This is a genomic window from Streptacidiphilus alkalitolerans, assembly GCF_042511045.1.
GTDB lineage: Bacteria > Actinomycetota > Actinomycetes > Streptomycetales > Streptomycetaceae > Streptacidiphilus > Streptacidiphilus alkalitolerans.
Map to the genome: position 1 here is coordinate 12206 of NZ_JBHEZX010000028.1, position 21049 is coordinate 33254.

16 protein-coding genes are annotated in these 21049 nt (G+C 71.7%); 6 read left to right on the forward strand and 10 right to left on the reverse strand.

Annotation, left to right across the window (positions count from 1 at the left end; all coding sequences use genetic code 11):
* Position 1: 1 nt before the first annotated feature.
* From ACEZDG_RS36475 to ACEZDG_RS36505, 7 genes are all read right to left on the reverse strand, one after another.
* Positions 2 to 1981, reverse strand: a complete 1980-nt coding sequence (locus tag ACEZDG_RS36475) for a TOMM precursor leader peptide-binding protein (protein ID WP_380518919.1) — start codon at positions 1979 to 1981, stop codon at positions 2 to 4.
* The gene (locus ACEZDG_RS36480) at positions 1978 to 3789 is read right to left on the reverse strand and encodes a hypothetical protein (RefSeq protein WP_380518923.1); all 1812 of its coding nucleotides are present in this window, start codon (positions 3787 to 3789) and stop codon (positions 1978 to 1980) included. Before ACEZDG_RS36480 ends, ACEZDG_RS36475 begins: the two co-directional genes overlap by 4 nt.
* The gene (locus tag ACEZDG_RS36485; protein WP_380518926.1) at positions 3786 to 6341 is read right to left on the reverse strand and encodes a lantibiotic dehydratase; all 2556 of its coding nucleotides are present in this window, start codon (positions 6339 to 6341) and stop codon (positions 3786 to 3788) included. Before ACEZDG_RS36485 ends, ACEZDG_RS36480 begins: the two co-directional genes overlap by 4 nt.
* Entirely contained in the window at positions 6338 to 7453 is a 1116-nt protein-coding gene (locus ACEZDG_RS36490) for an LLM class flavin-dependent oxidoreductase (RefSeq protein ID WP_380518929.1), read from the reverse strand. The genes ACEZDG_RS36485 and ACEZDG_RS36490 overlap by 4 nt, the downstream gene beginning before the upstream one ends.
* A 68-nt stretch (positions 7454 to 7521) precedes the next feature.
* Positions 7522 to 8574, reverse strand: coding sequence for a hypothetical protein (locus ACEZDG_RS36495; protein WP_380518931.1), 1053 nt, complete (start codon positions 8572 to 8574; stop codon positions 7522 to 7524).
* 181 nt (positions 8575 to 8755) lie between these two features.
* Positions 8756 to 8950 (reverse strand): thiopeptide-type bacteriocin, encoded by a 195-nt coding sequence (locus ACEZDG_RS36500; RefSeq protein WP_380518933.1) that lies wholly within the window; start codon positions 8948 to 8950, stop codon positions 8756 to 8758.
* Between the two features lie 58 nt (positions 8951 to 9008).
* Positions 9009 to 9203: a thiopeptide-type bacteriocin gene (locus ACEZDG_RS36505; protein ID WP_380518935.1), complete on the reverse strand. Its 195-nt coding sequence runs from the start codon at positions 9201 to 9203 to the stop codon at positions 9009 to 9011.
* Positions 9204 to 9454: 251 nt separating this feature from the next.
* On the opposite strand from ACEZDG_RS36505, the gene ACEZDG_RS36510 reads away from it, so the two are divergent.
* The 4 genes from ACEZDG_RS36510 to ACEZDG_RS36525 are packed head-to-tail and all read left to right on the forward strand — an operon-like array spanning position 9455 to position 14050.
* Positions 9455 to 10516 carry an ATP-binding cassette domain-containing protein gene (locus ACEZDG_RS36510; protein ID WP_380518938.1) on the forward strand — a complete coding sequence of 354 codons (1062 nt, stop codon included), beginning with the start codon at positions 9455 to 9457 and terminating at the stop codon, positions 10514 to 10516.
* A 49-nt stretch (positions 10517 to 10565) separates the two neighbouring features.
* Positions 10566 to 11324 (forward strand): ABC transporter permease, encoded by a 759-nt coding sequence (locus tag ACEZDG_RS36515; protein WP_380518941.1) that lies wholly within the window; start codon positions 10566 to 10568, stop codon positions 11322 to 11324.
* A 9-nt stretch (positions 11325 to 11333) separates the two neighbouring features.
* Complete coding sequence (locus ACEZDG_RS36520; protein WP_380518943.1) at positions 11334 to 12695, forward strand: M16 family metallopeptidase; 1362 nt, start codon at positions 11334 to 11336, stop codon at positions 12693 to 12695.
* Positions 12692 to 14050 (forward strand): M16 family metallopeptidase, encoded by a 1359-nt coding sequence (locus tag ACEZDG_RS36525; protein ID WP_380518946.1) that lies wholly within the window; start codon positions 12692 to 12694, stop codon positions 14048 to 14050. Before ACEZDG_RS36520 ends, ACEZDG_RS36525 begins: the two co-directional genes overlap by 4 nt.
* Here ACEZDG_RS36525 and ACEZDG_RS36530 read toward each other — a convergent pair.
* The 3 genes from ACEZDG_RS36530 to ACEZDG_RS36540 form a co-directional block, all read right to left on the reverse strand.
* On the reverse strand, positions 14039 to 14848 hold the full coding sequence (locus tag ACEZDG_RS36530; protein ID WP_380518948.1) for a helix-turn-helix transcriptional regulator: 810 nt from the start codon (positions 14846 to 14848) through the stop codon (positions 14039 to 14041). The two genes, ACEZDG_RS36525 and ACEZDG_RS36530, sit on opposite strands and share 12 nt — an antisense overlap.
* Positions 14849 to 15021: 173 nt before the next feature.
* Positions 15022 to 15804, reverse strand: coding sequence for a hypothetical protein (locus tag ACEZDG_RS36535; RefSeq protein ID WP_380518951.1), 783 nt, complete (start codon positions 15802 to 15804; stop codon positions 15022 to 15024).
* The gene (locus ACEZDG_RS36540) at positions 15801 to 16331 is read right to left on the reverse strand and encodes a SigE family RNA polymerase sigma factor (RefSeq protein WP_380518953.1); all 531 of its coding nucleotides are present in this window, start codon (positions 16329 to 16331) and stop codon (positions 15801 to 15803) included. Before ACEZDG_RS36540 ends, ACEZDG_RS36535 begins: the two co-directional genes overlap by 4 nt.
* Before the next feature lie 555 nt (positions 16332 to 16886).
* Here ACEZDG_RS36540 and ACEZDG_RS36545 point away from each other — a divergent pair.
* Together ACEZDG_RS36545 and ACEZDG_RS36550 are read left to right on the forward strand one after the other, a co-directional pair.
* Positions 16887 to 18491, forward strand: coding sequence for an arabinofuranosidase catalytic domain-containing protein (locus ACEZDG_RS36545; protein ID WP_380518956.1), 1605 nt, complete (start codon positions 16887 to 16889; stop codon positions 18489 to 18491).
* 211 nt (positions 18492 to 18702) lie between these two features.
* Complete coding sequence (locus ACEZDG_RS36550) at positions 18703 to 20991, forward strand: ricin-type beta-trefoil lectin domain protein (RefSeq protein ID WP_380518959.1); 2289 nt, start codon at positions 18703 to 18705, stop codon at positions 20989 to 20991.
* The last annotated feature ends 58 nt before the right edge of the window (positions 20992 to 21049 follow it).

Genomic DNA, 21049 nt, shown 5'->3' on the forward strand with positions numbered 1-21049 from the left:
CTCACGGGAAGGGGTGGGGCTCGAACGGGAAGTCCTCGTCCTGCGGGGGCCTGCCCCGGGCGTCGGTGAGCGCGGCCGCCAGCCGGGGAAGGCCGGCGAGCCGCTGCTGTGCCTGGCCGAAGCACATCGGCAGGATGCCGGGCACAACGGCCTTGACCGCGGACAGGCCCAGGGCGGTGTGCTCGGGCGTCGACTGGTCCACCACCACGATGCGGTCCAGGCCCGCCCTGCGGAACAGTCCCTCCACGAAGCGGAGCGCCCGGGTCACGTCCCCCGCGGCGGCGTCGGTGAGGACTCCGGGCCAGCCGGGGAAGGCGTCGGCCAGGGTCACCACCGGTCCGTCCAGCACGGCCCGGATCCGGGGGAGCAACTCGGGGTAGGTGTAGCGCTTGTGGTGGTCGAGCAGTTCGTCGACCAACCAGGGGTCCGTCACCATCGGGCGTACTTCCTCGACGTCCCAGTCCACCCCCACGCCGACCAGTTGGCTGAGTTCCCACAGGGCGGCCCGGGCGGCCTGCACCGGGTCGGCGCTCGAACCCGCGGAGTTGAAGTTGGTCGGCATCAGGCCGTTCCGGTGCAGTGCCATCGCCCAGACCACGGGGATCGCGAGATCCGTCGTGGCGACGAGCAGGTGGACGTCGAACCCCTTCGCCTCGATCTGCCGGACCAGGAGCAGGCACTCCTGGTCGGTGATCTCCGAGGGTGCGATCCGGGGCAGCGGTCGGCCCCGGTGCCAGGAGAGCAGGAAGGCGTCGCGTTCGGCGAGTTCGAGCAGGGCGTGGAGGGCGGCCTCCTCGTAGCTGCCGCCCAGGGCGCTGCCACTGGAGGACTCGTGGAAGTACCGGTTCCTCCTGGCGTCCTCGGGTGTGTCGGACAGCGGCTGATAGGCGTACTGGTAGAAGCCGATGTCGGCCGGGACGAGCAGGGGGCGGCCGTCCTCCAGCTGGTGGCCCCAGACCCAGTCCATCGGCGTGTCGTCGTCGAAGGGGCGCAGCCGGCAGAGCGGGGACGCCAGTTGCCGCGCGGTGTAGTGCCCGAGCCCGGGAAGGTCCAGTGCGCGATCGCCCAGTTGACGTGCGCTGGTGTCGAAGACGACCGGTGCGACGTGCGGGAACCCGCCGATCCGCTCGTAGGCCTCGAGGCAGCCGACGACCTCGGCGTGCCGGAAGGTCGCGCCCCGGCCGTGACCCGCGAACAGTGCGCCGAGCAGGTTGATCTCGGTCATCGCCATGCCGGCCGTTCCGTCCCGTTGGATCCGGAGCACCGGTCCGAACAGGGGGTCCGCGAGCGCCGCGCGCATCCGTGCCGGGTCCAGGCCGAAGGGCGGTTCGCCGCGGTCGGCGAGCGCGGCGCGGGTGGGGCGGGGGAGCAGTTCGCGGGGCGGGGGCGGGTCGGTCGGGCGTCCGGGCCGCAGATCGGGTCCGGAACCGCACAGCTCGCAGCGGAAGCTCGGTAGCACTCGGTGCCGGCGCAGCGAGCCGTCCGGACCGATGGCGAGCAACTCACCCGGGGCCAGCTGGAGTTGGTCTCCGTGCAGCAGATCGGCCAGCAGCCCGTGGACGACCGGGGACAGGAACGGCGCCGCGGCCCGCGGGGCGTGCGGCAGGGCCGCGGCCGGCTCGGGCACCGGCGCGGATGACGGCCGGGTCGGAAGGCGGCCGTGCCCTGTCGCGTCACGGTCGGCGCTGCGGGCCTGTGCGCAACCGGCGCAGCCCGAGCTCCGGTCGGGCGACCACAGCGGCCCCAGCAGGACCTGCGTGCCGTTGGTGCGCACGGAGAGCAGGCTGCTGCCGCGGGCGCGGGCGAGGTCCAGTGCCTGTCGTTCCCAGTGGGCGTGGTAGCCCCCGGCGACGGCGACCAGGTCGGCGTCCTGCTGCTCGGTCCAGGGCAGGGCGAGCAGGTCGGCCGGGGCCAGGGCGCCGGACAGCACCTGGTCGGCGGCCCGGGGTTCCGGCGCGGTTCCGAGCAGGGGCCCGCTCATGCGAGCCCCACCCAGCCGCAGGCCAGCGGCAGTTCGCCGACGGCTTCGTCGCGGACCAGTTGCCGGGCCCGGGGGCTCAGCCCCGCGGTCCGGGCCCGGTCCCGCAGTTGGCGTAGGCAGTGGTGGATCTGGTGCTCCGGTGCGATCTCCAGTGACCAGGTCCCGATCGGGTCCGACGGCAGGACGGCCGCCTGCGGAGCGGTCTTCTCCGCCGCGGCGTACTGGACCCGGGCGGTGGCGGCGAGGAGGGCCGCGTACCCGGCGGAGAGCCGACTGGGCCCCCACTGGGCGGCCAGCACCTCACCGGTGGCTTCGTGGACCGCGGTGCACAGGCGCCAGTCCAGGCCGGGCAGTGTGTGGGCGCGCAGGGCCACCGGGACGTCGAAGTACTCCTGCAGCAGGCTCCACAGCGCGCGTACCGAGCTGTTGCCGAGTTCGTCCCAGACCAGGGGGGTGCCCGCCGACCGGGTGAGCGCCTCGGGGCCGGCCTGCCGCAGCAGCCCGTCCGCAAGCCAGTGGGCCCGGGTGAGTCCGGCGGCGGAGACGCCCCCCTCCGCGTCGTCCGCCGGGCGCTCCTGGGTGACCCGGTGCCGCAGCACCGAGAGCACTGCGGTCAGACCGGCGGCGGCGCGGTTGCTGCCCCAGCCGAGCAGGAACGGGCCGGCGGCCGGGGCGACGGCGGCAGCGCCGCCGGCAGCGGCCGGAGCGCTCGAGGGGCCGGGGCGAGCCACGGTCTCGGCGGTGACCAGGCTCACCGGCAGTTGCGGGAGGTCCAGGTCGCGGCCCCAGCGGGCGGCACCGGTCCAACGGGTGGTGAGTCCGACGGCGAGGCGGTGGACCTGTGGCAGGTCGGTGCGGCTGCCGCCGGGGTCGGTGCCCTCGGCGGTCCCGGTGCCCACGGCGTCGCCGGTGCGGTGCTCGGCGGCCGGAGGGGTGGTCAGGGCCTCGTTGATGTCCGCGGGTCGCCAAGCCGGTCCGGTGCCGGCCTCGGGCACCCGGATGGTCCTGGTCTCCACGGCATGGCCGTGCACCACCAGCGCGGTGCGGTCGCCGTCCTCGGTGCCCGCCAGACGGGCCAGGACGGCGTGACCGGCGAGGGATCCCGCCAGCACCGCGCTGACCGGGCGCGACGCGGGCGCCTCGCTGCCCGTTCGCTGCCAGTCGGCGGCCCGGGCCAGGACGGCCTGGAAGGACCGCAGTTCCCGCGGGTCCGCGCAGACCGGGCCGACCAGGGCCAGGGCGGCCCCGGCGGCCACCGGGAGCACGGGTGTCCCGGGGGGCAGCTCCGCCGCGGCGGCGAGCAGGTCCAACGGGTCGTCGCAGTCGTCGACGAGTACCGCGAGCGTCGGCTGCCCGGGGTCCTCCGGGATGCCGTTGGCGGCCAGTCCGCGCCGTACCGCTTCGGCGGCGGGACCCGCGCCGACGACGGCCAACCGGGCCGACCGGACGGCGGCGAAGGCCCGGTACGGCTCGGCGCAGTGCGTCTCCAGGTAGGCCAGCAGGTGGACGTGGCCACGCGCGGTCTCCGGGTCCGGCAGCGGACCCTCGACCGCGTCCAGGTCGATCAGCACGTCCTGGGCGACCAGTGCCCGGACGACGTGCTCGACGACCGGGCGGGCGGCCTCGTCCCCGGCGGCGGCGACCATCGCGTCCACACTGGTGCCGTTGAGCAGCGCGTCCAACTGGTCGTCGACGAGGGCGTAGAGGGCGGGCGGGCCGGACAGGACGAACGAACGGCCGCCCCGGGTCCAGTAGACCCCTCGGGACACCGGCGCGCAGTGCGCGTCCGGACGGAGCTTCACCCTCATGGCTTCCTCGGCTGGAATCGGGCCCCGGCGGGGCGGTCGAGTTCGATGACCCACTCGGTGGCGTGGCGCCCCTGACGGACTCCCGGCAGGGCCTCTTCCAGGTAGCTGCCGGAGGCACGGCGGTCCAGCAGCCGGGGAAGCACCCGGACGGTCAGCGCACTGGCCAGGTCGGCGTACTGGGGCTTCTCCCGGCGGTGGTTCACCAGGTAGTTGCGGGTGGTCTCCTCGTGGCTGAGGAAACCGCTGCCGAGGTCGCTCTTGATCACGACCTCCTCCGGAACCCCGTGCGCGGCCCGCCAGACCGTGAGGTCGACCAGGTGGCCGGCCGGCCCCTCGGGCCCGGGGACGGAAGGGAAATCCGCGCCGGGGTACCAGCGGCGGCGCTGCAGCACCATCCGGCCCACCGCCAGCCTCGGTGTGGACACGGTGCGTTGCGGCACTGTCCCGTCCAGGGCCGGTACCTGCTCCCAGCCGAAGGAGTCGACCATCACCCGGCTGGTCTCCGCGAGCCACATGGCCAGGCGCAGCGGTGCCGGGAACAGCTCCAGCCAGCGCATCCCCAGGGAGACCGGGCGGACCCGCACGCCGTCCGGGTCCAGGAGCACCAGCTCGTCGCGGGCGGTGTCGTGCGCCAGCCGGATCCCGGCCCACTCCTCGGGGGTGATCTCCCGCTCCAGCAGCGGGATCCGGTGGTTGATGTTGACTCCGTGCAGCCCGCGGTCCTCGCGCGGTCGGGCACCGTCGGCCGAGAAGACCGCCTCGGCGCGCCGGGCGACCGACTCGGCCGCCCGGCCGCCGAGATCGCGGTCCGCGCCGAGGAAGCGGGTGCCGAGCAGACCGTGGCCCGCGTAGCAGCCGTTGAGCACCAGCCGCCCGCCGTCCGGCTGCACCAGGAGCCCGTACGAGGCGGCCGACCGACCGAACCGCTCCGGCAGGGCCGCGGTCAGCTCGGACAGCAGGCCGGGCTCCAGGACCAGTTCCTCGGCAGCCGACGCCTTCGCGGAGTGCCGGGCGATCCGCTCGGCGACCGCGCGCACGGCGCCCTCGCGAACCTTCAGCAACTGGGCCAGCGAACCGTCCGGCGGCCCGAAGTCGTCAGCGGCGCCGTGCTCGATCTCTCCCTCGCGGCTCAGCACACCGGTGACGAGGTCGGTGGCGTGGTCGATCAGTGAGACCGAGGCCCCGGGGCCGAACCGGTCGACGAACAGGGTGCACAGCAGAGCCCTGAGCTCGTGGTGGCGGTCGAAGACCGAGGCGAACCCGGCGACCTCGGCGGCGTCGTCGAGCGCCTGCTCGTAGCCGGCCGGCGAGACCTCGAAGGGCTCGAGCACGTAGTCCTCGTTGACATGCAGCTGGACCGGTCGCGAACCGAGTGTGTTGAGCTGCTGCTGCGCCGACTCGAGCCGGTGCAGCAGGGCGACCCGCTCGGACACGGTGGCCGTGGCCATCCGGCCGAGCTCGGTGGAGACCCCCGCGAGTGCGTCGGCCGCGGCCGGTGCGTGGTCGCGCAGCAGTTCCCGGGCCGCCTGCAGCGGATCCACCGCCTGCTCGTCCAGGACCGGTCCGGCGACCAGGATCTGGGCCTCGCAGGCGGCCCCGACGATCCGTTCGGCGTCCTCCAGCGGAACCGCGGTACGGTCCGCCAGCGCACGGCCCAGGTCCGCGGTGGTGACCGGCCCCATCGCGGTCAGGTCCAGCAGTATCCGCAACTGGGCGGTGAGCGGGGCGGAGAGGACCCGGACCTGTGAGCCGTCACGGTGGTGGAAGCGCACGGAGCCCTGCATGACGCGCAGCGAGGGGCTCCGCGCCACCGTGTCCCCGGGCGGCAGGAGACCTGTGGCCAGGGTGGAGACCAGGACCCGGTCCATCGACAGGGCCGAGTGGGCCCTGCGGCGCTGGAAGACGGTCCGGTCCAGGGTGCTGCCGTGCTCGGACCAGGAGCCGAAGCCCACGGCCGTGAACCGGGCGAGGGGGGAGGTGCGCACCATGGCCCGGGCCAGGTGCTGCAGGATCCCCCGCTCGGACTTCCGGTCCCGCTTGGAGGGACTGCCGCCCGAGCGCGCGTACCGGCGTACTGCCTCCAGGACCTGGGGCGAGGTGAGCGCCAGGGACAGTTGGAAGGGCTCGGCGGTGATGGTCTCGGCCAGCCCGGCCCGTTCGCGGGCCAGGCAGGTCTCGTAACCGGTGGTGAGCACGCTGCGGGCCAGGTCGCTGCGCTGCTTGGCGGCCAGCCAGGCGCTGGTCGCGGTCGGCCAGCCGGGGTCGTCGGTCGCCGGGTCCGGCGAACGGTGGTTGAAGACCGCTCGCTTCAGGTCCAGGATCCGCTGGCGCTCCCGGCCGGTGACCCCGGCCGCCAGGTCGAACAGCTCGGCGCAGGCGGCGTCGGCGAGCGCGGAGCACAGCTGCTCGGTCTCGACCAGGACGCGTACCGCCGCGGTGAGTTCGGAGGTGCCGAGACGGCGGCCAGGCAGCGGGTTGATCCGCAGCATCACGGTGTCCGCGAGCCCGGGCTCCAGCACTCCGGGCGTGGGGGGACGAAGGGAACCGCTCATGGCGTCGGGCTCCCCTGGGCCAGCGCGGGTTCGCGTCCGTCCGCCGGGTCGGGGCCGTCGGGCTGCCCGTTGAGGGCGGGCATCACCGACGATACGAAGGCGTCCAGGCTGCGTTGGGCGTCGGTGCCGCCCAGGCCGCCGAAGTCGGTCTGGAGCAGCAGCACGTCCGCGTGCGCCTGCTCCTGGAAGCGGCCGATCCGGTCGATGACCTGAGCGGGCGAGCCGACCACGGCACTACCGAAGATGCGCATGTCCTTGGCCGTCATGGCGCTGATGCTGTGGCCGATCCCGGTGTAGTTCGCGTAGTCGGTGGACACGGTGGACTCCCACTTGGCGAGAGCCGACGACCAGACCTCGAGGTACCGGCCCAGGTACGGGTCGGCGATGCGGCGGGCCTCCTGGTCGGTGTCCGCGACCAGCACGGGCAGGCTGGCGGCGACCCGGGGCTGCTCGTGCGGATGGTGCCGGCGGAAGGACTCCCGGTACAGCTCCACCAGCGCGGGGTTGAAGGAGGTCCCGGACGGTGTGATCAGCAGGCCGTGCCCCATCTCCCCGATGCGCACGAAGCTCGCCGGGGTCTGCACGGCGGCGATCCAGAACGGGGGCCGCGGCTGTTGCACGGGCCGGGGGAGGACCGTGGCGTCCTGGAAGGCGAAGAACTCGGTGGCCTCGTCCACGTGCTCCTCGGTGAGCAGGCGGTCCACCGCGTTGACGGTCGCCTCGAACCGGGCCCGGCTGCCGTCCATCGGCACCTGGAAGGTGCTGAACTCGTACGGCAGGTAGGCGCGGGCGAAGCCGACCTCGACCCGCCCGTTGCTGATGGCGTCCACCATGGAGATGTGCGAGGCGAGTTGGACGGGGTGGTGGAAGACGGGGAGCACACAGCCGGTCATCAGCCGGATCCGGGCGGTCTGTGCCGCGACCGCGGCCAGGAAGGTCAGCGGGCTGGGGCAGTACCCGCCGTAGGGGTGCAGGTAGTGCTCGGTCATCTTCACGTAGTCCAGGCCGGCCTGGTCGGCCAGCCGGGACAGGGCGAGGACGTCCTCGTAGTAGTCGGCCGGTGCTCGGGTTTTCGGGGAACAGTCAGGAAGGAAGGAAAGGCCGAAGCGCATGGCTACCTCGCAGAGAGATGTGGTCACCGGCAGGGAAGGACGGCGTGGCGGTGGGCGGTGGGCAGTGGTCAGGCGGAGGCGGCCACCTGGCCGTCCTGCAACCTGCCGATCCGCTCCAGCCGCTGGGACCAGTCCTCGCCCAGGAGGGCGTCGGCGGCGCTGCTGACGCCGAAGCAGAGGTAGTAGCGCTGGAGGGGAGTGACCCCGAGGCAGCCCAGCGAGGTGTAGAGGACGTTGAGCAGCAGCCGGTGCGCGATGTGCCAGTACGGCTGCCGGTCGCTCACACCGGATGTCCGGGCCGTGCGGTGGAACGGGCTGGGCACTCCGTTCGCCAGCGGTGCGCTCCGGAGCCGGGCCACCTCGAGCCGCCCCTCGTCCACGCTGCCGGCCGCGGCCAGTGCCGTGGCCGTACCCCAGCACGCGTGCAGCGCGTCGTTCCACGACCGCAGCACGGGGGTCTCCGGATCGGCCGCGTCGGCGGCGTCCAGGCCGGAGAGTGCCGCGGTGAACAGGGCGCGGTCCTGCTCGAACCGTTCGGTGAAGGCGGTGCGCAGGTCGGCGGTACCGCCGGTGGCGGACCAGATGCCCTCGGTGTGCGAACGCAGCGGGAGCGTGCCGATGCCGATGCCGTACGGGTGGGCGCGGGCGCAGAGCGCGAGGACGCGGGCGGCGTGCGGCAGCAGGACGGCGGTCGGCAGCGCGGCTGCGGCAAGGACCGGCTCCGTCAGTCGCCCGGCCAACTGGTCGCGGGCGTCGAGCAGTTCAGCGCTCCACCGATCGGGCAGCAGGGCCGGGCCGGCCTCGCTGAACCCTTGCGGGCGCAGCGGCAGGTACGGTGCGGGAACGCCTTCCCAGCGGGCGAGTTGCTCGGCCCGGTCGAGGTATTCGGCCTCGCTCGGGGGCGCGGCGGCCAGCTCCGAGGCGATGCTTCCAGCGGCGGCGGCGAAGCCGTCCAGGCTCACTGGCACCGGTGCGAGCGGCCGCACGGTGACGACCAGGTGCGTCCCGTGCAGCCACCCGCGGCGGACATGGACCAGGGGAATCCCCTCGGTCCTGAGCGCGCGGATCGGGTCCGCGAGCAGCCCCAGCAGGAGCCGGGGATCGGCCGAGTAGTCGTACACGTGAGCAGCCTGACCCGGTCCAAGTCGATACATGGTGGCTCCAGGTGTGACGCGCGACCCCGCTGCCGGTGAGCGGGAGAAGGGGCGCGCAGAAGGCCGGCCCGGCAGCGCCGGGCGAGAAGAGGACGCCGGCCTCAGGGCCGGGGGCGTCGGGGACCGGCGTCGCTGCCGGTCGGGGGGATCAGCAGCAGCAGCAGGACGAGGACGAGGAGCAGCAGAGGGTGACCTCGTCCTGGGAGCCCTCGCCGATCAGGTCGTCCATGTCCTCCACGAACTTCGCGCTGTAGGAGGCGCCCATCTCGGGCATGGCGACCGCGTCGGTGGCGTCCAGCACGGCCAGTTCGGTCAGGTTGAACACGGCGAAGTCCACGCTCATGGCGGGAGTCCTTTCGTTGGATGGCGCACGGTACCGGTCGTGGTGCCGGCCGGTGGGGTCAGCAGCAGCAGCAGGACGAGGACGAGGAGCAGCAGAGGGTGACGTTGTCCTCGGCGCCCTCGCCGATCAGGTCGTCCATGTCCTCGACGAACGCCGCCTTGTAGGAGGCGCCCATCTCGGGCATGGCGACCGCGTCGGTGGCGTCCAGCACGGCCAGTTCGGTCAGGTTGAACACGGCGAAGTCCACGCTCACAGCGGGAGTCCTTTCGTTGGGTTGCCTGCTCGGGGAGCGCGGGATGCTCCCGAAGCGTTCGTCATCCTGTGGCTGCGACCGGGCCTGCGGCAAGAGCGGCCGGTGGCAGCAAACTGCGGGCCGGACCGGCGCTCCGTGAGGCGGTTGGCATCTTCCTGCGCCGGGACCGGCGAGGGCCCGGAAGGGCTGGACGGTGGGTGTCCGGGTCGTTCAGGGTGGCCGCAACCCGCTCGCCGCAGGAGGAGCCAGACATGATCAGCGCACGAGGACTCACCCGCAGCTTCCGGACGCGCACCGGCCCCGTGCAGGCGGTCCGGGGAATGGAGTTCGAGGTCGGAGCCGGTGAGATCGTCGGGTTCCTGGGGCCGAACGGTGCCGGGAAGACCACCACGGTGCGGATGCTGTCCACCCTGCTCGCCCCGTCCGGCGGCACCGCCGAGGTGGCGGGGTTCGACATCGTGGCGGACCGCGACCGCGTCCGTGCCCACATCGGCATGGTCAGCCAGGCGGGCGGCACCGGCAGCGACCACCGGGTCGGGGACGAACTGCGCACCCAGGCCAGGCTGTACGGAATGACCAGGGCCCGGGCCGAGGAGCGGGCAGGATCCCTGATCGAGGAGTTCCAGCTGACCGACCTTCAGAAACGCCATGTGCGCACCCTGTCGGGCGGCCAGCGCCGCCGACTGGACATCGCCATGGGCCTGGTGCACCGACCGCGGGTGCTGTTCCTGGACGAGCCGACGGCCGGGCTCGACCCGCAGGCGCGGGCGGACCTGTGGGACCACGTGCGCGGTCTGCGTGAACGTCAGGGCATGACCCTCCTGCTCACCACGCACTATCTCGAGGAGGCCGACCTGCTGTGCGACCGGGTCCTGGTCATCGACGGAGGCCGGGTGGTCGCCGCCGACACGCCGGAAGCACTGAAGAGCGCGGTCGGCGGGGACCTCGTCGTCCTCACCACCGACCAGCCGGGTGACACGGCTCGGACCGTCTCCCGGATGTTCCCCGACGCCGACCTCGACACCCGGCCCGGCTCGGTGCAGTTCCACCTCCGGAACGCGCAGTCCCACCTGCCGGAACTTCTGCGCGGGCTGGACCTGGCCGGCGTGCGGCTGGCATCGGTCGCGGTCACCCGGCCCAGCCTGGACGACGTCTTCCTCGGCCTCACCGGCCGTTCCCTGGGCGAGGCACCGGCCGACGGCGGAGCACAGGCAGCCGACCCCGCGCCGGACTCGGCCGCTGCGCCGGACGACGGTCCCGCCGGCGGACAGCACGGGGCCGACCGGCCCGAACCCGCCCTGGAGGTCGGCTGATGCCCACCGTCCTGATCCCCCGACCGTCATCCGACCAGGAGCAACTGCGGTGAAGACCCTCCACGACACTCGGATCATCTTCGAGCGAAGCATGCGCTACACCCTGAGCAACCCGGCCTGGGTGGTCCTGGGCCTGGCCCAGCCGCTCCTCTACCTGGTGCTGTTCGGGCCGCTCCTGCACAGCCTCTCCGGGGTCCGCGGATTCGGCAGCGGGAACTCCTGGCAGGTCTTCGTCCCCGGACTGCTGATCCAGCAGGGCGTCTTCGGTTCCCTGTACGCCGGATTCAGCATCCTCGCGGAATCCCGGTCCGGGGTGCTCGAGCGGCTGAAGGTGACCCCCGCGAGCCGCCTCGGGCTGCTCCTGGGCCGGCTTCTGCGGGATGTGCTGGTCCTGCTGGTCCAGGCAGTCATCCTGATCCTCGGCGCCTGTGTCGCCGGGTTGGACGCCTCGGTCCCCGGCGTGCTGGCGGCCCTGGTCGTGGTCGTCCTGCTGGGCATCGGGATATCCGCGTTCTCCTACGGGATGGCCCTGCGGATCCGCAACGAAGAGGCGTTCGGCTCCGTCCTCAGCAGCGTCACCCTGCCCCTGATGCTGCTCTCCGGTGTGCTGCTGCCGATGTCGCTGGCCCCGACGTGGCTGGCGGACCTGGCCAAGGCCAACCCGGTCTCGCATGTCGTGACGACCGAGCGCGCGCTGTTCGCCGGGGATCTGACCGGTGGCACCACCGTCCTCGGCGCGGTCCTGGCTGCCGCGATCGTCCTGCTCGGATCCGTGTACGGGCTCCGCGCTCTGCGCGCCGAGGGCTGAGGCCCACGGATGAGCGGACCGCCGACCGTCCAGCGGATGCGTCCCCACGACCCGGTACGGACCCGCGCGTTGCACCGCAGTCGGCTCGACAACGGACTGCGGGTGCTGGTCGCCCCCGACCACAGTGCCCCGGCCGTGTCCGTCGCCGTCGTCTACGACGTCGGTCACCGGTCCGAGCCCGAGGGCCGCGAGGGCTTCGCGCACCTCTTCGAGCACATGATGTTCCAGGGCAGCGCGAACCTGGAGAAGCTCGCGCACGGAAAGCACGTGAACGCCTGCGGCGGCAGCTTCAACGGCACCACCCACCGCGACCACACCAGCTACTACCAGGTGCTGCCCTCGGGCGCACTGGAGCTGGCCCTGTTCCTGGAGGCGGACCGGATGCGGGCGCCGCGGCTGACCGAGGAGGCGCTGGCCAACCAGGTCGCCGTGGTCGAGCAGGAGATCCGCCGCAAGGTCCTCGACAACCCCTACGGCGGGCTGCCCAGCCCCTTCCTCCAGGCGGTGATGTTCGACGACTTCGCCAATGCGCACGACGGCTGGGGGGCGGTCGAGCGGCTGAGGACGGTGACGGTCGCGGAGTGCAGGACGTTCTTCGAGGAGTACTACACCCCGGCGAACGCCCTGCTGGTGGTGTGCGGAGACGCAGACCCGGACCTGGTGCGGGAACTGGCCGAGCGTCACTTCGGCACGATCCCCGGCGGCGCCGCTGCTCCGGGGCGGCGCGGCGCCGGCCCGCGCCTCGGGGACGACCGCCACCGCGAGCGGTACCACCCGGGTGCCGTCGTGCAGGCGCTGGCGGCCGGATGGAGGCTCCCGGACCCGGCCCGGCAGGACAGCGAGGTCCAGGCCGTCCTGCTGCTGGCCGAGGTGCTGGCGGACGGTCCGGACTCGGTCCTGCAGGAGCGGCTGCTCCGGCGTGACGGTTCGGTCTCGCAACTGGGCATGGTCACGGGACTGGGCGGTTCGCCGTTCGAGAGCCGTGACCCCGACGTCCTCGCGCTCGTCCTGTTCCTGCAGCCCGAGGCCGATCTGCGGTCCGTGCTGGACGCCGTGTACGAGGAGCTGGAAGGGTTGGCGGCCACCGGACCGACCCCGGGACAGCTGGCCGGACGTGCTGCCAAGTGGGCGACGTCCTGGGTGCGCGCACTCGATCCGCTGGGCGTGCGGGCCCAGCGCCTGGGCGCGTTGGAACTGCTGCACGGCCGGGCCGAACTGGCCTGGCAGCTCCCCGACCGGATCCGTGCGATCACCCCTGCGCAGGTCGCCTCGGCTGCGGCGGCACTGGCCGAGCAGCCCCGGCGCTGGGTCACCGTCCTCCCGGAAGCGCCGGGGGAGCCCGCCGGAGCCAGTCCGAAAGCCGGAGCATGAACATTCCCAGCACCGCGGTGGTGTCGACCGCGCACCTCACCGACCCGGGCTCCGTCGTCGAGCACACGGCGGCCAGCGGACTGCGCATCGTCGCCGTACGCCGTCCCTCGGTGCCGGTGGTCGAGCTGAGGCTGGCCGTACCGTTCGGCGGTGGGGGCAGCGCTCATGCCGCAACCGCCGAGGTGTTGGCAGCCGTACTGCTCGGCAGCACCCGGCGGCGTGACCGGACCGCACTCGACACCGTGCTCGGCCTGGCCGGCGGATCGCTGCGGGCCAGTGTGACCCCCGAACGGCTCACTGTGCAGGGTGCCGTCGCCGCCGACGGGCTCCGCTCGGCGCTGGGGGCCCTCGGGGACGCGCTTGCCGATCCGCGGCGTCCCCCGGAGGAGGTGGAGACCTACCGGACCCGGTTGGGCCACCGGCTCCATGCCTATCGCGCGCGGCCCGCCACCGCCGCCAGGGAGGCCGTGCTCGAGCACTGCTTCCCCGGCCATCCGCTGGCCCACGAGGTGCCCCGGCCCCAGGACGTGGCAGCGGTCGAGGACGCGGATGTGGCCGCACTGCACGCACGCGCACTGGTACCCGGGGGTTCCCGCCTCCTGCTGGTCGGGGACCTCGACCCGGCGGCGGCCGTCGCTGCCGCGGAGCACGCACTGGAAGCCTGGACGGGACCGCACACCGCCGCCGTCATGCCGGAACTCCCGGTCCCTGCCGGCGGTGTGGCGGCCAGGAGCCGCCCGGGCAGCCGACAGGTCCAGATCCGACTGCTGGCCCCGGCACCCGTCGGCGAGGATCCGCGGCACCCCGCCGTGCGCCTGGCCAACCTGGTCCTGGGCGCCTCCTTCGGTTCACGTCTCACCGAACGCCTCCGGGAAAGGGAGGGCCTGACCTACGGCGTCCACACCTCCCTCGCCGACCACCCGGGGCGTGGCCTGCTCACGCTCGACCTCGACACCAGCCCGGCGCGGCTCGGCGCCGCTCTGGCCGCGCTGCGGGAGGAACTCGACGGGTTCGCCACCGACAGTCCTCCCGACGAGGACGAGATCGCCGCCGCTCGGAGCTACGCGGTCGGCTCGCTGGTCGTACTGTCCGCGGCCCAGAACGGAACAGCCAATCTCCTGCACGCCCTGCCCGTGGCGACCAGGCAGCGGAACTGGCTGGCGGAGCAGGTGGAGCGGATCAGTCGGACCAAGGACAGTGAGGTCCGCGCGGCGGCGGGCGACATGGCTGCGGCGCGCTTCCACGGCATCGTGCTCACCGCACCCACCGCGGTCGACCAGGCAGCCCGGGAGGTGGAAGCCGCCGGATTCCTTCCGGCACCCCCGGTCCCGGCGGGTCCGACGTCAGGTCGGTGAGACCGGCGGCTGGGCCGGAAGGGTGCCCAGCATCGCCGCCCTGACCCCTGCCTGGAACCGGCTCGAAGAGCCCAACTGGTCCAGGATCTCGGCAACATGACGACGACAGGTGCGCAAGGAGATGCCCAGGCGGCGGGCCACGGTCTCGTCCTTCGCGCCTTCGGCCAGCAGCAGCATGATCCGATGCTTGATGTCGGCCTCCGCTCCCGCCTGCAACGCGTCCGACCGTTCGGCCGCCTGCACCCAGGCGGCGTTGAAGAATTGCGACAACTGGCGGACGACAAAAGGCTGCTGGACCATCGCGACCTCCGCGAAGCTGTCGCCTCCCAGCGAAGGGACAAGGGCCACGGCATCGTCGATGATGGCGATCTCGTGCAACTCGGTCCAGGTGGCCCTTATCGAGATCCGGTTCTGTCCCGGCACGACGCGCAGGGTCCCGGTCGGACGGCTCACCAACTCCTGTGCGAAGACCCGGGGGTTGGCCCAGATCGCCGCACGGGTCTCCCGCTTGTCCAGGAGCGAGGAGTCAGGAGGGCGGACATACGCGATCCGCTGGGCACCACGGTCCAACAGGTCGGCGACCAGCAGGGCGGCCTGATCCCGATCCATCACGGAGCAGTCAAGGTCCCGACATCGTCGCCCGTCCTCACGCTCGGACAGGGCCCGGATCTGCGACTGGGCCTGTGTCAGGCTCGCCTGCCAGCGATCTGCCTGGTCGGACAGCTCTACCAGCAGGTCGGCCACCTCCGGGCCGAGGACCCCGGGTTGAGCGGCGCTGTTCTCAAAGGGCTGATGCATAGTGGTCGTGTCCGTCCGATCTGGAAATCCGGCAGATGGATGACATTGACGGCCGTGCAAGTCCGACTCCGCGAACCAGAAAGGCGATCCAGGTAGCGAATGTACGACACGGAGTCCGTGCGGGAGTATCGGTAGAACTACGTAAATACCGACGCCCGGCCACCGCACCGTTGTCACGGGGTCGGAGCAAACCCTCCCCAGACCGCGTTGGGGCCACTCGGACCGCGGGCGTCGACGCGGAAGCCGTCGCCCGTGACATCGCGCGGCCCGGTGGCGTGGTTGTACTGGGCGGCGAACTCGTACTGCCCGGCCGGCACGGTGCGACCCGGCTTGAGGACCCAGCGGTAGACCAGCGCACCGCCGATCTGCTGATGGCTGACGGTGAAGTCGTCGCTGGGCAGCGTCCGCCAGGTGCCTGTGTACTGCACCCCTCCGGTCTCCGCGATGCGCAGTTCCAGCGTGAGCGAGGTGAGCTGCTGTGCGGTCTTGAGGACGAGGTTGCTCTGGCCCCAGTACACGGTGCTGTGCGGGTCCACCGAGCCCTGCGCCCACAGCGGGCCGCTCTGGCTCCGGCTGCCCGCCGACGCGGTCGGGTGCGGGGCGCCCGGAGCGGTGGTCGCGGTGGGCGGGCCGGGACGGGCGGTGGTGCTGTCGGGCGACGGCGACGACGGCGCGCTGCGGGTGGCCGTCGGGGGTGGGACGGCGGCCTTGGTGGGGGCGGCCGACGGTGCCGGGGAGCCGACGATGCCGGCGACGGCGAGACCACCGGTCGTCAGGATGCCGGCGGTGACGAGAGCGGCCAGTACCGCCCTGGGCCAGGACCGTGCCTTCGGCCGCGCGCGGCGAGCAGCGGCCGGGCCGGCCGCACCGCGTTCCATGCGGGCCAGGATCCGCGCACGATCCGGCTGGTGGGCCTCGGCGGCCTGGCGAAGGCGCCGGGTGGTCTCCTCGTTCACCGGATCCTCCTCCCTGTCACCAGTTGCCCGACCGCTCCGTCGTCCAGTATCCGTTCCAGTTCCGCCATTCCCTTCGCGGTCTGGCTCTTCACCGTGCCGACCGATATGCCCAGCGCCGCGGCGGTGTCCTTCTCCGACAGGTCGAAGGAGTGGCGCAGGACCACGCACGCCCGTTTGCGGAACGGCAGCCGGGCGAGCGCCGCGCGCACCTCGAGCACTGCCTCCACATCCGGCCCCTGCACCGGCTCCAGGCCGCGGGACCAGAACAGGGCGACCCGGCGCCGCTCGCGCACCGCACTGCGAATCCGTCCTCGTGCCATGTTGGCCACCACGCCGCGGGCGTAGGCAAGCGGATGATCGGTGTTGCGAAACCGCGCCCAATGCTGCCACAGGGCCAGCAGGGCATCTGCGGCGAGGTCGTCGGCAGCGTCCGTCTCGCCGGTCAGCAGGTGGGCGAGACGGGCCAGTTCGGCATAGTGGCGTTCGAAGAATTCATGGAACTCCGCGGACGCGTCATCGAGGAGCATTTCCTCGACCGTCCTCTCGTGCGATGTGCGCGTTAACATCCGGCCCCAGCCTAGCAGCGGACCCCGGCGGAACTACCTCCGGTGCGGGGCAGTACTGCCCACCCCGGTGAAGGCCAGTACGCCACCCGCGTCGCCCCCGGTTGCGGCGGCGGGTGCGGTCCCTCGGGCTTGAAGGATCGGCAGTTGTCGGGTCGTCAGGTGACACGTGGGGTGTGACTTTCTGTCCCGCCGTGAAAGTTACCCGGGGCCGACCGCGTCGGCAGAGGGGATCGGGCCGGGACCGACCCGTGTTGCTGAAGCCCGGTGTGACGCACCTCTTGAGGTTCGGCGCGCAAATGTGTCAGTCTCATTTCGGCAGCCGCTGATCCCGTCCCACCCAGAACGCCTCAGTGCTGTCTTCAGAAATGTGAGCGCTCACATTTCTGGGAAAGTGCCGAGTTGTGGTGAATGACCTGCTTCTTTGCCCGGACTTCGGGCACCCCTGTCCAGGGCGGCCGGGTTGCGCTCAGCTTCGACGCGTGTCTCCTCATGCAATGAGACTGATCAATCCTCATCATGGCGCGGCTACATAGGTGTTACAGCTCGCACAGTCCCGTCACTTCCCGGAAAGGAAAGCCCTTGTTCGCCACCACCACCCCACCCAGGGCCTTACGCCGTGCCAGGCCCATCGTTGTGCTGCTGCTGACGCTCGCCCTGGCCGCAGCGGTGTTCGCAGGTCGGGCCGTCGCGGCCGGCCCGGACGCGACCGCGGTCCGCCAGGCCCTCCCGGCGGCGGCAGCCGCTGTCGCTCCGCTGCCGTGCGACATCTACGCCACCGGCGGCACGCCGTGCGTGACGGCGCACTCCACCACGCGGGCCCTCTTCGCCGCGTACAACGGCCCGCTCTACCAGATCCAGCGCGCCTCCGACCACAGCTACCGGGACATCGGGCTGCTGTCGGCCGGCGGCTTCGCGGACGGTGCCTCGCAGACCTCGTTCTGTGCGGGGACCAGCTGCACCATCACCAAGATCTACGACCAGACCACCCGCCACAACGACATGCCGATCTCCTCGGGCGGCTACTGGAAGGGCCCCGGAGCCAACGGCGCCGACGTCGGCGCGGATGCCATGGCCCTGCCGGTGACGGCCTCCGGCCACCAGGTCTTCGGCGTCAAGGTCACCCAGGGCGTCGGCTACCGGGTCGACCACGCCTCCGGAGCGCCCACCGGATCCCAGCCCGAGGGCATCTACATGGTGACCTCGTCCAACTACACCGACCAGTGGTGCTGCTTCGACTACGGCAGCGGGGAGAACTCGCACACCGACACCGGCAACGCCACCATGAACGCCATCTACTGGGGCACCGCCTGCTGGTTCGGCGGCTGCACCGGCACCGGCCCCTGGGTCGAGGCCGACCTGGAGAACGGCATGTACCACACCAACACGGGCTCGAACAAGGACCCCAACAACCAGGGCGTGCACTTCCCCTTCGTCAGCGCCTGGGAGAAGAACAACGGCACCAGCAACTTCACGCTCAAATACGGCAACGCCGCCGCCGGCGGACTCACCACCACGTACTCCGGGGCCCTTCCCAACGGGTATTCGCCGATGAAGACGGACAGTTCCATCCTGCTCGGGACCGGCGGCGACAACAGCGTCTCCGGTCAGGGCGAGTTCTTCGAAGGTGCGATCACCGCCGGCTATCCGTCGGACGCCACCGAGAACGCCGTGCAGGCCACCGTCACCGCGGCCGGCTACGGCAGCTCCTCGGGCGGCGGGGGTGGTGGCACCGGTACGACGACGCCGCTGCGCAGCGCCAACGGCGGCCGGTGCGTGGACGTCCCCAACGCCTCGCAGACCAACGGCACGCAACTGCAGCTGTGGGACTGCAACGGCAACGCCAACCAGCAGTGGACCCAGACCTCCGCGAAGGAGCTGCGGATCTACGGCGGCAAGTGCCTGGACGACGAGGCCAAGGGCACGGCCAACGGGACCCGGGCGATCATCTGGGACTGCAACGGCCAGACCAACCAGCAGTGGAACGTCAACTCCGACGGGACCGTCACCAGCGTCCAGTCGGGCCTGTGCCTCGACGCCAGCGCCTACGGCACGACCAACGGCACGCTGGTGCAGCTGTGGACCTGCACCGGCGCGACCAACCAGAAATGGAACCGCAGCTGAACCCGGCAGTCGCACCCTCCCTCCCCGGCCGCCGTGCGCGGCCGGGGAGGCGGTCGGGTCCCGTTGCACCTGCCACTACCAGGAAAGAAGAATCACCGTGCTCCCAGCATTCGTACACCGACGCCGCAAAGCACTCGGGTCGGCCTTCGTCACGGCGCTCGCCCTCGGCGCCGTCGTGGCCCTGCCTGCCGTGTCGTCGGACGCAGCGACCATGACCACCCTGTATGTCTCCCCGTCCGGCAGCGGTTCCGCGTGTTCCGCGTCGGCTCCGTGCTCGGTGGCCCAGGCGAAGGCCTCGGTCGAGGCCGCCGACGGGAACATGAGCGGCGACATCGTCGTGCAGTTGGCCGACGGAACCTACCGCCTGTCGGCGCCGCTGGTGCTCGGCAGCGCGGACTCCGGGAGCAACGGCCACCAGGTCGTCTGGCAGGCGGCGGCCGGAGCGCACCCGGTGCTGTCCGGCGGGCGGCAGGTGACCGGATGGACGGTGAAGGACGCGTCGAACAACATCTATGCGGCGTCCGTCCCGACCGGCACCGACTCGCGGCAGCTGTACGTCGACGGAGCGCTCGCCCCCCGGGCGGCGATATCCCTCTCCCGCAATGACATCAAGATCACCGCCAGCGGGATGACCATCGTCAACCCGGCACTGAACTACCTGGCCGCGCTGCCGCAGCAGAACCGTATCGAGGTGGAGAGCCAGAACTCCTTCACCGACCGCTACGCGCCGGTGCAGAGCATCAGCACCAGCGCCATCACCATGCAGCAGCCCGCCTGGAACAACAACAACTGGGGCTACGACACCCTGGCCAGCCCCTTCGCCGGCGGCAGCATGCAGCTGGAGAACTCCTACAGCTTCCTCAAGAACGCCGGCCAGTGGTACCTCGACCCCTCGGCCGGACAGCTCTACTACAAGGCGCCCTCCGGCTGGTCGCCCACCGCCCACGACGTCGAACTGCCGCAGCTCACCTCGCTGCTCCAGGTGGGCGGCAGCTACACCAGCCCCGCCCACGACATCACCGTCCAGGGCGTCGCCTTCGAGCACACCACCTGGCTCACCCCCAGCACCTCCGTCGGTTACGCCGACCAGCAGAGCGGCACCTTCCTGGGGCGCACCTTCTCGCAGCCCTCGGACTTCATGACGTCCTGCCAGTCCGGCTGCCAGCTGTTCGAGGCGGCGCGCAACAGCTGGAGCCAGGTGCCGGCCGCCGTACAGGTGTCCGCGGCTCGGGGCATCACCTTCACCGGCGACACCTTCACCCACCTCGGGCAGGTGGGTCTGGGCATCGGCAACGACGCCGACGCCCACGCCTCGGGGTTGGGACTGGGGGCGTCCTCCATCACTGTCTCCGGCAGCACCTTCACCGACGACTCCGGCGCGGGCATCGTGGTCGGCGGCGTGCAGCCGGACGCCCACCACCCCTCCAACACGGCGATGACCAACCAGGACATCACCCTCCAGAACAACCTGGTCACCAATGTCGCCGAGGACTACAAGGACATGGCCGGCATCCTGTCGACCTATGTCACCCATGCGGTCATCACCCACAACGAGGTCTCCAACCTGGCCTACGACGGCATCGACATCGGCTGGGGCTGGGGCGCCAACGACGCCGGGGGCAGCCAGGACTACCAGAACCGCGGCCTGTACAACTACCAGCCCGTCTACACCACACCCACGACCCTGAAGAACACGGTCGTCACCGACAACCTGATCCACGGCACCAAGAAGGTGTTCCACGACGGCGGCAGCCTCTACAACCTGTCGGCCAACCCCGGCGCGGTGTTCCAGGGCAACTACATCTACGACAACCAGCACACCGTCGGCCTCTACCTGGACGAGGGTTCCCGCTACGTCAGCCTCAAGAACAACGTCATCCAGGACTCCGGCGTATGGGCCTTCACCAACGCCAGCGGCGGCAACAACACCAACGACAGCACCTTCGACACCAACTGGTACAACGGCGGCGCGACCCAGGTCGCCACGGGCTCCCCGCACAACAATGTGCTGACCGGCAACGTCCAGGTCAGCGGTACCAACTGGCCGTCCGCGGCCCAGCAGGTGATCGCCCAGGCCGGGATCACCAGCGGTAGCACCCCGCCCAGCGGCACCGCGCTGCACGCGGTGGGTTCGGGCAGGTGCCTGGACGACCCCAACTCGTCCACCACGCTGGGCACCCAGCAGCAGATCTGGGACTGCAGCGGCGCGGCCAACCAGACCTGGACGCACAACTCGTCCAACGAGCTGACGACCACGATCGGCGGCAGCACCTTCTGCCTGGACGCCAACGCCAAGGGCACCGTCAACGGCACCAAGGCGATCATCTACAGCTGCAACGGCCAGACCAACCAGCAGTGGAACCTCAACGCCAACGGCACTGTCACCGGCGTCCAGTCCGGCCTGTGCCTGGACGTGAGCGGAGCGGCCACCGCCAACGGCTCCCTGGTCCAGCTGTGGACCTGCAACGGCCAGAGCAACCAGCAGTGGAAACTGAGCTGACGCAGCGGTAGAAGACGGTGAGGGCCGGGACTCCGTGTCCCGGCCCTCACCGCCCCGT

What these genes read in the sequence shown, in the direction of transcription:
- ACEZDG_RS36485 (WP_380518926.1), bottom strand. Translation starts at nt 6,341, where the DNA reads ATGAGCGGTTCCCTTCGTCCCCCCACGCCCGGAGTGCTGGAGCCCGGG.
- ACEZDG_RS36550 (WP_380518959.1), top strand. Translation starts at nt 18,703, where the DNA reads ATGACCACCCTGTATGTCTCCCCGTCCGGCAGCGGTTCCGCGTGTTCC.
- ACEZDG_RS36490 (WP_380518929.1), bottom strand. Translation starts at nt 7,453, where the DNA reads ATGCGCTTCGGCCTTTCCTTCCTTCCTGACTGTTCCCCGAAAACCCGA.
- ACEZDG_RS36510 (WP_380518938.1), top strand. Translation starts at nt 9,455, where the DNA reads ATGATCAGCGCACGAGGACTCACCCGCAGCTTCCGGACGCGCACCGGC.
- ACEZDG_RS36475 (WP_380518919.1), bottom strand. Translation starts at nt 1,981, where the DNA reads ATGAGCGGGCCCCTGCTCGGAACCGCGCCGGAACCCCGGGCCGCCGAC.
- ACEZDG_RS36500 (WP_380518933.1), bottom strand. Translation starts at nt 8,950, where the DNA reads ATGAGCGTGGACTTCGCCGTGTTCAACCTGACCGAACTGGCCGTGCTG.
- ACEZDG_RS36530 (WP_380518948.1), bottom strand. Translation starts at nt 14,848, where the DNA reads ATGCATCAGCCCTTTGAGAACAGCGCCGCTCAACCCGGGGTCCTCGGC.
- ACEZDG_RS36525 (WP_380518946.1), top strand. Translation starts at nt 12,692, where the DNA reads ATGAACATTCCCAGCACCGCGGTGGTGTCGACCGCGCACCTCACCGAC.
- ACEZDG_RS36545 (WP_380518956.1), top strand. Translation starts at nt 16,887, where the DNA reads ATGGCGCGGCTACATAGGTGTTACAGCTCGCACAGTCCCGTCACTTCC.
- ACEZDG_RS36540 (WP_380518953.1), bottom strand. Translation starts at nt 16,331, where the DNA reads ATGCTCCTCGATGACGCGTCCGCGGAGTTCCATGAATTCTTCGAACGC.
- ACEZDG_RS36520 (WP_380518943.1), top strand. Translation starts at nt 11,334, where the DNA reads ATGAGCGGACCGCCGACCGTCCAGCGGATGCGTCCCCACGACCCGGTA.
- ACEZDG_RS36480 (WP_380518923.1), bottom strand. Translation starts at nt 3,789, where the DNA reads ATGAGGGTGAAGCTCCGTCCGGACGCGCACTGCGCGCCGGTGTCCCGA.